Raw genomic sequence first — 11,632 nt, forward strand, 5'->3', positions numbered from 1 at the left:
AATAATAACTCATTTTATTATGTCCTCATGTGAAAAACACTAAACTTATTCACAGTGGATAAGTTTAGTGTTTTTGGTTATCCACAATTTATTTTTCATAGCGTCACAAAAAAACCGGCACTCCTATGAGCAACCGGTTATTTGGAAGATATTACAACATGTCGATGCGGTTCTTTACCTTCAGAAGTTGTAATTATATTTGGATGATTAGATAGTGCTTGATGGATAATTTTTCTCTCAAAAGAGGGCATTGGTTCTAACACAACATTTTTTTTAGTTGCCACTACTTGTTTTGCTAATCGATAAGAAAGCGATTCTAAAGTATCTTTTCTCTTACTACGATAATTTTCAGCATCAATTGTGATACCAATATATTGTTTTGTACTACGATTCGCAACAAGTTTTGTTAAATATTGTAAAGAGTTTAATGTGTGTCCTCTTTTTCCGATCAAAATCCCTACATCTTTCCCAGAAAGTGTAAATTCGATTTCTCGACCTTTTACATTTTTCTTAATCATCACATCCACACCCATTTCCTGAACAACACTTTGGAGGTATTGCTCCGCTTCTTGGATAGGATCTTTCTTCACTACAACTTCTACGATAGCTGGACGATTCCCTATAAAACCTAGGAACCCTCTCTTACCCTCATCAATCACATTCACATCTACTTGGTCCCTTGAAACTTTTAATTGCCTTAAAGCATCTTGTACTGCCAGCTCGACTGTTTGTCCTTTAGCAGTAATTATACTCACTTGCTTGATCCTCCTGCCTTACTAGCCTTAATTTCTGGCCCTTTGATCATATACATTTGAGCGATACCAAAGATGTTACCAACTACCCAGTATAGGGATAATGCTGCTGGGAAGTTAATTGCAAAGATTAAAATCATAATCGGCATAAGCCATAGCATCATTGCCATTTGTGGATTTTGTCCAGCAGTTCCTGCCATAGCAACCTTTTGCTGAATAAACGTTGTGATTGCTGCAAGAACCGGAAGGATATAGAACGGATCTGCCTGTCCTAAATCAAACCATAAGAATGTATGTTTACTAATCTCTTCTGTTCTCATAATTGCATGATAAAATGCAAATAAAATCGGCATTTGAACAAAGATTGGTAAACAACCAGCTAACGGGTTTACACCATTCTTTTGATACAACTGCATCATCTCTTGTTGCAGTTTTTGTTGCGTTGCTTGATCTTTAGAGCTATATTTCTCTTTTAATTTCACCATTTCTGGTTGTAGTGCTTGCATTGCCTTCGTACTCTTCGTTTGTTTAATCATTAATGGTAATAATGCAAAACGAATAATAAGAGTTGTAACAACAATCGCTAAACCATAATTACTACCAAATAAGTTTGCAAAATATGTGATTAACTGAGAAAGCGGGTATACGAAATATTCATTCCAAATCCCTGTGCTTTTCGGTGTAATCGGCTGATTCACTTCACTACAGCCCGCAGTGATCGCCATTAAAGCAATAACCATGGCTAGTAAGCCTATCTTCTTTTTCACAGCCTGCTCCTCCTTGTTTCGGTATGTATATAGTGTAATTCATTTCCCTTTTCCTACGCTACTTGTTTGTAATTTTAATACCAGAGCGCTTGAAGGCATGAATTAAGCTTTTCTTTAATTGTTCATATGTCATATCTGCACAAGGCTTCCTTGCTATTATAACAAAATCTTTTCCAGAATCTATCTCATCTTTCAATTCTGCAATCGATTGGCGAATCATGCGCTTAATTCGATTACGCACTACTGCATTTCCTAACTTCTTGCTAACAGAAAGACCAATGCGAAAGTATGGTTGCTCTGCTTTCTCAAGCTGATATACCACAAACTGACGATTTGCATTTGATTTTCCATTTTGAAAAACAGCCTGAAATTCATCATTTTTCTTTATACGATTCTTTTTCTTCATATCAATTGACACTCCTGTATTTCATCAGCGGAAATTCATTATTACTAGAAAAAAAGACCACTGAACGATCAGTGGTCTACGCAGATAATACTTTTCTTCCTTTACGACGACGAGCTGCTAGCACTTTACGTCCGTTCGCTGTGCTCATACGGCTGCGGAAACCATGTACTTTGCTGCGCTTACGTTTATTTGGTTGGTAAGTTCTTTTCATTATATGACACCTCCCTGAGGAATATCTGTTAAAGACAGTCTTATAAATTATAGTTAATCAACTAGGAAAATGTCAATGGTTCTCCAAATTTTCATCAAATATTCATTTTGAACCTATTCACAATTTTTTTCACAGCTGTTTTATTTATTTGTGGATAACGGATTTTTCATTTTTTTATATCCACAAATTATTTTTTCACTTTTACACAGTATATCGTATTGTGGACAAGTTTATTCCACAAGGTATTGATTTTGTGGATAACTTTTTGAATTTCATTGCTATCGGTATCTTTTTTTGATATTATAGTTGTGTTTTCACCTTGAACAAGTTTTCCACATTTGTATTTTATCCACAATTTGTGCATAACATGTGGACAGTTATACTCACATGTGGGTAAATAGTTGTCCACATTTGTATTTTTTGTCGAAAACCCTATCTCGTATACAAACGACGTTTTTAGGTTTTAAAATACGTTTCGTATAAATATACATTATCTATTTTTAAGGTTGTACAATCGTTGCACAACCTTATTCTTTTACCATCTTTGTAAAGGAGGGACACCCTTGGAAAATATCTCTGATTTATGGAATAGTGCTTTGAAAGAGCTAGAAAAAAAGGTGAGTAAACCAAGTTATGAGACTTGGTTGAAATCAACCAAGGCACATGCTTTGAAAAAAGATGTATTAACGATTACAGCTCCAAATGAATTTGCTCGTGACTGGCTAGAATCCCATTATTCGGAGCTCATTTCAGAAACACTTTATGATTTAACAGGAGCAAAACTAGAAATTCGCTTTATTATTCCCCAAAGTCAAACTGAAGAGGAGATTGACTTTCCTCCTGCTAAAAAGAAAAGAATAAATGATGAGTCTAATCACTTACCACAGAGCATGTTAAATCCAAAATATACATTTGATACATTTGTTATTGGCTCTGGGAATCGTTTTGCTCATGCAGCTTCATTAGCAGTTGCTGAGGCACCAGCAAAAGCATATAACCCGCTATTTATTTATGGGGGAGTTGGGCTTGGAAAAACGCACTTAATGCATGCAATTGGACATTATGTCATTGAGCATAATCCGAATGCCAAAGTCGTTTATTTATCATCGGAAAAATTTACAAATGAGTTTATTAATTCCATTCGTGATAATAAAGCAGTCGATTTCCGTAATAAATATCGTAATGTCGATGTCTTACTTATAGATGATATTCAATTTCTTGCTGGAAAAGAACAAACACAAGAAGAGTTCTTCCATACATTTAATGCATTACATGAGGAAAGTAAGCAAATTGTAATCTCAAGTGATAGGCCGCCAAAAGAGATTCCGACATTAGAAGATCGCCTTCGTTCCCGTTTTGAATGGGGGCTTATTACAGATATTACGCCGCCAGATTTAGAAACAAGAATTGCGATTTTACGAAAAAAAGCGAAAGCGGAAGGTCTTGATATTCCAAATGAAGTCATGCTCTATATCGCAAATCAAATTGACTCGAACATTCGTGAATTAGAAGGTGCACTTATTCGAGTTGTTGCTTATTCATCTCTAATAAATAAAGATATCAATGCCGATTTAGCTGCTGAAGCACTTAAAGATATTATTCCAAATTCTAAACCAAAGATTATTTCTATTTATGATATTCAAAAAGCAGTTGGCGATGTTTTTCAAGTTAAATTAGAGGATTTTAAAGCAAAAAAACGCACAAAATCAGTCGCATTTCCTCGCCAAATCGCAATGTATCTATCACGTGAGCTAACAGATTCATCTTTACCTAAAATTGGCGAAGAATTTGGCGGACGAGATCATACAACCGTCATCCATGCGCACGAAAAAATTTCAAAGCTATTAAAAACTGATACACAACTTCAAAAACAAGTTGAAGAAATTAATGATATTTTAAAGTAGTAGCTGAATAGTGTGAATAACTTTACTGGTTTTACACACAGTCTATCCACATGTAGATAGACTGTTTTTCCGTCTTTAAATAGAGTTATCCACATATCCACAAGCCCTATTACTATTACTACTATTTTTTTATCTTTATTTAATAAATAAAATTTTATACTTGCCGGAGGTTTTCGCTATGCGTTTTATAATTCAAAAAGACTACCTTGTAAGAAGTGTGCAAGATGTAATGAAGGCCGTTTCCTCTCGTACAACAATTCCAATTCTTACAGGAATTAAAGTTGTAGCAACTGAAGAAGGTGTTACATTAACAGGAAGTGACGCTGATATTTCAATTGAATCTTTTATCCCAGTTGAAGAAAACGGAAAAGAAATTGTTGAAATTGCACAATCAGGGAGTATTGTTTTACAAGCAAAATATTTTAGTGAGATCGTAAAAAAATTACCAAAAGACACAGTAGAAATTTCTGTGGAAAATCATTTTATGACAAAAATAAAATCTGGGAAATCAGAGTTTAATTTGAATGGTTTAGATTCTGCTGAATATCCATTATTACCACAAATTGAAGAACATCATGTATTTAAGATTCCGACGGATTTACTAAAACACATGATTCGTCAAACTGTATTTGCTGTTTCAACTTCAGAAACTCGTCCGATCTTGACAGGTGTAAACTGGAAGGTATATAACAGCGAATTGACTTGCATTGCAACAGATAGTCATAGACTAGCACTTCGTAAAGCGAAGATTGAAGGTCATACAATTTCCGATGAGTTTCAAGCAAATGTTGTTATCCCTGGTAAAAGTTTGAATGAACTGAGCAAAATTCTAGATGAGTCTGAAGAGATGGTAGATATCGTTATTACGGAGTATCAAGTATTATTCCGAACTAAACATTTATTATTCTTCTCAAGATTGTTAGAAGGGAATTATCCGGATACAACACGTCTAATCCCGGCAGAAAGCAAAACGGACATTTTTGTAAATACAAAAGAATTTTTACAAGCAATTGATCGTGCTTCTTTACTAGCAAGGGATGGTCGCAATAATGTTGTGAAATTATCAACGTTAGAAGAACAAATGCTAGAACTTTCTTCAAATTCACCAGAAATCGGGAAAGTAGTAGAGGAAGTTCAATGTGAGAAAGTAGAAGGGGAAGAATTAAAAATCTCCTTTAGTGCAAAATATATGATGGACGCATTAAAAGCATTAGATAGTACAGAAATTAAAATTAGTTTTACTGGAGCGATGAGACCGTTCTTAATTCGTACAGTAAATGATGATTCCATCATCCAATTAATTTTACCAGTTCGTACTTACTAAGTAAGAGGTGAGGGTTGCTAGTTTTAATATGCTAGTGACCCTTATTTGATTTTAGAGGATGTGCAAAAAATTCGGTATTCATGTAGTTTCATCTACAATCTATACTTTCCTGGTTTCCAAGCTTTGAACTGTTCGGCCCTCTGTATCGTCTTTTTTGCACATGTACTTTTAAGGGTATTACTTTCCTAATGTTAGTTTATTTAGTACAATGAAAGAATGAACACTTTCAGAAAGTGAGCGATTTTATGAAACGTATTAAAATTTCAACTGAGTACATTACACTAGGACAATTTTTAAAGTTAGCTGATGTAATTGATACAGGCGGGGCTGTTAAATGGTTCTTACAAGAATACGAAGTATATGTTAATCAAGAACTGGAAAATAGAAGAGGCCGAAAGTTGTATGCAAATGATATTGTTGAAATTCCGGGAAACGGAACATTTCAAGTTCAAGCATAAAGGGGGAGCCCTTTGTATATTAAAGAATTACAATTAAAAAATTATCGTAATTATGAATATCTAGATCTTTCCTTTGAGGACAAAGTGAATGTAATTATTGGTGAAAATGCCCAAGGGAAAACGAATTTGATGGAAGCTATTTATGTATTAGCGATGGCCAAGTCTCATCGAACTTCGAACGATCGTGAACTTATCCGGTGGGATGAGGATTATGGTAAAATAAAAGGTAGATTACAAAAGCGAAACAGTTCCTTGTCTTTAGAATTAAATATTTCTAAAAAAGGGAAGAAGGCAAAATTAAATCAACTAGAACAACAAAAATTAAGCCAATATATTGGTGAAATGAATGTTGTTATGTTTGCCCCAGAAGATTTAAATCTTGTAAAAGGAAGCCCTCAAATACGAAGACGCTTTTTAGATATGGAACTCGGACAAATAGCTCCTGTCTATTTGTATGAATTAAGTCAATATCAAAAAGTGCTCACGCAGCGAAATCACTTGCTTAAGAAAATGCAAGGGAATAGTAAAAATGAGGAGACGATGTTGGATGTATTTACACTCCAACTCATTGAACATGGTACAAAAATTTTGCAAAAACGTTTTGAGTTTCTGCATTTGCTACAAGAATGGGCTGCTCCAATCCATCATGGCATTAGTAGGGGATTAGAGGAACTAGAAATAGTTTATAAACCAAGCGTAGATGTATCAGAATCAATGGATTTGTCGAAAATAAAAGAAGTATACTATGAAAGTTTTCAATCTGTGAAACAACGTGAAATTTTCCGTGGTACGACTTTAATTGGTCCTCATCGTGACGATTTGCAATTCTTCGTTAATGGTAAAAATGTTCAAGTCTTTGGTTCTCAAGGACAACAACGAACAACCGCACTTTCCCTAAAGTTAGCTGAAATTGAATTGATTTATTCAGAGGTTAAGGAATATCCAATCCTCTTATTAGATGATGTATTGTCAGAATTAGATGATTATCGTCAATCACATCTGTTAAATACAATTCAAGGAAAAGTGCAAACATTTGTGACAACGACGAGTGTCGACGGAATTGAACACGAAACATTAAAGCAAGCGAAAACAATTCATGTAAAAAGCGGCACGGTAGATTGTGAAATAGACAGAACGTAGTTTCTGTTTAAATGGAAAAGTAGGTGATCTTTGTGTCAATGGAACAAAAACAAATGCAAGAGAATTCATATGATGAAAGTCAAATACAGGTGCTTGAGGGACTAGAAGCAGTTCGAAAACGTCCGGGTATGTATATTGGATCTACAAGTGGAAAAGGTCTTCATCACCTTGTATGGGAAATTGTAGATAATAGTATTGACGAAGCATTAGCAGGATACTGTGATGAAATTAATGTTAGTATTGAGGAAGATAATAGCATTCGTGTAACAGACAATGGCCGTGGTATTCCGGTTGGTATACAGGAAAAAATGGGACGTCCTGCTGTAGAGGTTATTATGACTGTACTCCACGCCGGTGGTAAATTTGGCGGTGGAGGTTATAAAGTCTCTGGTGGCTTGCATGGTGTAGGTGCATCTGTTGTAAATGCCCTGTCAACAGAGTTAGAAGTATTTGTACATCGTGAAGGTAAAATTCATTATCAAAAGTACGAACGAGGTATCCCAGTTGCAGATTTAAAAGTAATCGGTGAAACAGACCATACAGGAACAATAACTCGTTTTAAGCCAGATCCGGAAATTTTTAAAGAAACTACAGAATACGACTTTGATACATTAGCAACTCGTATGCGTGAGTTAGCATTTTTAAATCGTAATATTAAATTAACAATTGAAGATAAACGTGAAAATAAACAAAAGAAAGAATTCCATTATGAAGGTGGAATTAAATCTTATGTTGAGCATTTAAACCGCTCAAAACAACCAATTCATGAAGAACCTGTATATGTAGAAGGTTCAAAAGATGGAATTCAAGTTGAAGTTTCTCTTCAATATAACGAAGGTTATACAAACAATATTTATTCATTTACGAATAATATTCATACGTATGAAGGCGGTACACATGAAGTTGGTTTCAAGACTGCTTTAACACGTGTAATAAATGATTATGGACGAAAAAATAACATCTTAAAAGATGCGGATAGTAACCTAACAGGTGAAGATGTACGTGAAGGATTAACAGCGATTGTCTCTATTAAACATCCCAACCCACAATTTGAAGGACAAACGAAAACGAAACTTGGAAATAGTGAAGCGAGAACGATTACAGAGTCTGTTTTCTCAGAAGCGTTCGAAAAGTTCTTACTTGAGAATCCCAATGTTGCCCGTAAAATTGTAGAAAAAGGAACAATGGCAGCACGCGCACGTGTAGCAGCGAAAAAAGCGCGTGAATTAACACGCCGAAAGAGTGCGCTGGAAGTATCTAGTTTGCCAGGGAAACTGGCGGATTGTTCTTCTAAAGATCCTTCGATTAGTGAAATTTACATCGTAGAGGGTGACTCTGCGGGGGGTTCCGCAAAACAAGGACGTGATCGCCACTTCCAGGCAATTTTACCACTAAAGGGTAAAATTATTAATGTTGAAAAGGCACGATTAGATAAAATCTTATCTAATGATGAGGTGCGTACGATTATCACGGCGATTGGTACAAATATCGGCGGGGATTTTGACATTGCAAAGGCTCGTTATCACAAAGTTATTATCATGACCGATGCCGATGTCGATGGTGCGCATATTCGTACTCTATTATTAACGTTCTTCTATCGTTATATGCGTCAAATTATTGAGCACGGCTATATCTATATCGCACAGCCGCCGTTGTTTAAAGTACAACAAGGTAAAAAAATACAATACGCTTATAATGATAAAGAACTTGAAAAGATATTAGCAGAGTTGCCAGCACAGCCGAAACCAGGGATTCAGCGCTACAAAGGTCTTGGGGAAATGAATCCAACCCAGTTATGGGAAACGACAATGGACCCAGAGGTACGTTCATTACTTCAAGTTTCACTGCAAGATGCAATTGAAGCAGATGAAACATTTGAAATTTTAATGGGGGATAAAGTAGAGCCACGACGCAACTTTATCCAAGAAAATGCAAAATACGTGAAAAACCTTGATATTTAAGTAAGTAATGACAGGAATCTGAGCATTCCTGTCTTCTACATATAAATCAATGTATTTGTAACGGAAATGTAAGAGGAGGTGCTCGTTGATGTCAGACAATCAACAACAAGCACGAATTCGAGAAATTAATATCAGTCATGAAATGCGTACCTCATTTTTAGATTATGCAATGAGTGTTATTGTATCTCGTGCACTACCAGATGTTCGTGATGGATTAAAGCCTGTGCATCGCAGGGTTTTATACGCAATGAATGATTTAGGAATTACTGCTGATAAAGCATATAAGAAATCAGCGCGTATTGTTGGCGAAGTAATTGGTAAGTATCACCCGCATGGTGATTCAGCTGTTTATGAGACAATGGTACGTATGGCACAAGATTTTAGTCAACGCTATATGCTTGTTGATGGACACGGTAACTTTGGTTCTGTTGATGGGGATTCGGCGGCAGCGATGCGTTATACAGAAGCAAGAATGTCTAAAATCTCCATGGAATTAATACGTGATATTACAAAGAATACAATTGACTATCAAGATAACTATGACGGTTCTGAAAGAGAACCAATCGTATTACCAGCGCGTTTCCCTAACTTATTAGTAAACGGTACGACAGGTATCGCAGTTGGTATGGCAACAAATATTCCACCCCACCAACTTGGGGAAGTAATTGACGGTGTATTGGCACTGAGTCATAATCCTGACATTACTATTGCAGAATTAATGGAGTGTATCCCAGGACCTGATTTTCCTACAGCCGGTTTGATTCTAGGGAGAAGCGGAATCAGAAGAGCGTATGAAACTGGTCGCGGTTCTATTATTCTTCGTGCTAGAGTTGAAATCGAAGAAAAATCAAATGGTAAACAATCTGTTATTGTAACTGAATTACCTTATCAAGTTAATAAAGCACGATTAATTGAAAAAATTGCAGAATTAGTTCGCGATAAGAAAATTGAAGGTATTACAGATTTACGTGATGAATCAGATCGGAATGGTATGCGCATTGTTATGGAAGTACGCCGAGATGCAAATGCGAACGTACTATTAAATAACTTATATAAACATACAGCACTTCAAACAAGCTTCGGTATTAATATGCTTTCGCTTGTAAATGGGGAGCCACAAGTATTAAATTTGAAACAAAACTTATATCATTATTTGGAACATCAAAAGGTAGTAATTCGTAGACGTACTGCTTATGAATTAGAGAAAGCGGAAGCGCGCGCTCATATTTTAGAAGGATTACGAATTGCATTAGATCATCTTGATGAAGTCATTACTTTAATTCGTAGTTCAAAAACCGCTGATATTGCAAGACAAGGTTTAATGGAGCGTTTTGGTTTAAGTGAGAAACAAGCGCAAGCAATTTTAGATATGCGCCTGCAACGTTTAACTGGATTAGAACGTGAAAAGATTGAACAAGAATATCAAGATTTAATGAAGCTAATTGCGGAATTAAAAGCAATTTTAGCAGATGAAGAAAAAGTTCTTGAAATTATTCGTGAAGAATTAACCGAGGTAAAAGAACGCTTTAATGATAAAAGACGAACAGAGATTACAATTGGCGGTATGGAATCTATCGAGGATGAAGATTTAATCCCAGAGCAAAATATCGCAATCACACTTACTCATAATGGTTACATTAAAAGGTTACCGGCTTCTACGTACAAAACACAGAACCGTGGGGGACGTGGTGTACAAGGAATGGGTACGAATGATGATGACTTTGTTGAACAGTTATTGACAACGTCTACTCATGATCATATTTTATTCTTTACAAACAAGGGTAAAGTATACCGTACGAAAGGATATGAAATTCCAGAGTATAGTCGTACAGCGAAAGGTATACCGATTATTAATTTACTAGGAGTAGATAAAGGTGAGTGGGTCAATGCCATTATTCCAATTCGTGAATTTGGTGATGATCAATACTTATTCTTTACAACGAAATATGGAATTTCTAAGAGAACACCTCTTTCTTCGTTTGCAAATATTCGTACCAATGGTTTAATTGCAATTTCTCTTCGTGAAGAGGATGAAGTAATTTCTGTACGCTTAACATCTGGCGATAAGGATATTATTGTTGGAACAAGTAACGGTATGTTAATCCGTTTCAATGAGCAAGATGTGCGTTCTATGGGACGTAATGCAGCAGGTGTAAAAGCTATTACACTAGGTGATGAGGACCAAGTTGTAGGTATGGAAATTGTTGAAGAAAATATGAACGTGTTAATTGTAACAAAGAATGGTTACGGAAAACGTACACCAATTGAGGAATACCGTCTGCAAAGTCGCGGTGGTAAAGGTCTAAAAACATGCAACATTACAGATAAGAATGGTAAGTTAGTAGCGGTTAAGTCTGTAACGGGTGAAGAAGATATTATGTTAATCACAGCTGCAGGTATTATTATCCGTATGCCAGTTGATCAAATCTCCCAAATGGGGCGTAATACTCAAGGTGTACGCTTGATTCGTTTAGAAAATGAACAAGAAGTAGCAACTGTAGCTAAAGCACAAAGAGATGAAGCTGAAGTTGAAGATGGAAGTGAAGAGGCTTCTGAAGAATAAAAGAGGGGATTTTCCCTCTTTTATTTTTTTTAGAATAATACTTGCATAGATATATAAAAGTCTATATAATAGGCAGAGTCAGCAAATGAGAGATACAAGCTATCGAAAAAAACTTGTTGACGAAAATGATATGTTATGTTATATTA

10 protein-coding genes are annotated in these 11,632 nt (G+C 35.7%); 6 read left to right on the forward strand and 4 right to left on the reverse strand.

Going from position 1 to position 11,632, the window contains the following annotated elements:
- Positions 1-137: 137 nt before the first annotated feature.
- The 4 genes from jag to rpmH form a co-directional block, all read right to left on the reverse strand.
- Complete coding sequence (gene jag / locus HRG09_RS11485) at positions 138-755, reverse strand: RNA-binding cell elongation regulator Jag/EloR (protein WP_174100933.1); 618 nt, start codon at positions 753-755, stop codon at positions 138-140.
- Complete coding sequence (gene spoIIIJ / locus HRG09_RS11490) at positions 752-1,519, reverse strand: YidC family membrane integrase SpoIIIJ (RefSeq protein ID WP_174100934.1); 768 nt, start codon at positions 1,517-1,519, stop codon at positions 752-754. Before spoIIIJ ends, jag begins: the two co-directional genes overlap by 4 nt.
- Before the next feature lie 58 nt (positions 1,520-1,577).
- Positions 1,578-1,925 (reverse strand): ribonuclease P protein component, encoded by a 348-nt coding sequence (gene rnpA, locus HRG09_RS11495; RefSeq protein ID WP_017150097.1) that lies wholly within the window; start codon positions 1,923-1,925, stop codon positions 1,578-1,580.
- A gap of 76 nt (positions 1,926-2,001) precedes the next feature.
- Positions 2,002-2,136: a 50S ribosomal protein L34 gene (rpmH, locus tag HRG09_RS11500; protein ID WP_000831901.1), complete on the reverse strand. Its 135-nt coding sequence runs from the start codon at positions 2,134-2,136 to the stop codon at positions 2,002-2,004.
- Between the two features lie 563 nt (positions 2,137-2,699).
- On the opposite strand from rpmH, the gene dnaA reads away from it, so the two are divergent.
- From dnaA to gyrA, 6 genes are all read left to right on the forward strand, one after another.
- Positions 2,700-4,040, forward strand: a complete 1,341-nt coding sequence (gene dnaA, locus HRG09_RS11505; protein ID WP_174100935.1) for a chromosomal replication initiator protein DnaA — start codon at positions 2,700-2,702, stop codon at positions 4,038-4,040.
- A gap of 178 nt (positions 4,041-4,218) precedes the next feature.
- Complete coding sequence (gene dnaN / locus HRG09_RS11510; RefSeq protein WP_174100936.1) at positions 4,219-5,364, forward strand: DNA polymerase III subunit beta; 1,146 nt, start codon at positions 4,219-4,221, stop codon at positions 5,362-5,364.
- A 245-nt stretch (positions 5,365-5,609) separates the two neighbouring features.
- Positions 5,610-5,822 carry a S4 domain-containing protein YaaA gene (gene yaaA / locus HRG09_RS11515; protein ID WP_003194149.1) on the forward strand — a complete coding sequence of 71 codons (213 nt, stop codon included), beginning with the start codon at positions 5,610-5,612 and terminating at the stop codon, positions 5,820-5,822.
- A gap of 12 nt (positions 5,823-5,834) precedes the next feature.
- Entirely contained in the window at positions 5,835-6,962 is a 1,128-nt protein-coding gene (gene recF / locus HRG09_RS11520; protein WP_174100937.1) for a DNA replication/repair protein RecF, read from the forward strand.
- 38 nt (positions 6,963-7,000) lie between these two features.
- Positions 7,001-8,923: a DNA topoisomerase (ATP-hydrolyzing) subunit B gene (gene gyrB, locus HRG09_RS11525; protein ID WP_174100938.1), complete on the forward strand. Its 1,923-nt coding sequence runs from the start codon at positions 7,001-7,003 to the stop codon at positions 8,921-8,923.
- 88 nt (positions 8,924-9,011) lie between these two features.
- Positions 9,012-11,486, forward strand: a complete 2,475-nt coding sequence (gyrA, locus tag HRG09_RS11530) for a DNA gyrase subunit A (RefSeq protein WP_174100939.1) — start codon at positions 9,012-9,014, stop codon at positions 11,484-11,486.
- Positions 11,487-11,632 lie beyond the last annotated feature (146 nt).

Source organism: Bacillus sp. Xin1, from assembly GCF_013314535.1.
Classification (GTDB): domain Bacteria; phylum Bacillota; class Bacilli; order Bacillales; family Bacillaceae_G; genus Bacillus_A.

Coding starts and splice junctions, on each gene's coding strand:
- rnpA (WP_017150097.1), bottom strand. CDS start 1,925: ATGAAGAAAAAGAATCGTATAAAGAAAAATGATGAATTTCAGGCTGTT.
- rpmH (WP_000831901.1), bottom strand. CDS start 2,136: ATGAAAAGAACTTACCAACCAAATAAACGTAAGCGCAGCAAAGTACAT.
- dnaN (WP_174100936.1), top strand. CDS start 4,219: ATGCGTTTTATAATTCAAAAAGACTACCTTGTAAGAAGTGTGCAAGAT.
- yaaA (WP_003194149.1), top strand. CDS start 5,610: ATGAAACGTATTAAAATTTCAACTGAGTACATTACACTAGGACAATTT.
- gyrB (WP_174100938.1), top strand. CDS start 7,001: ATGGAACAAAAACAAATGCAAGAGAATTCATATGATGAAAGTCAAATA.
- gyrA (WP_174100939.1), top strand. CDS start 9,012: ATGTCAGACAATCAACAACAAGCACGAATTCGAGAAATTAATATCAGT.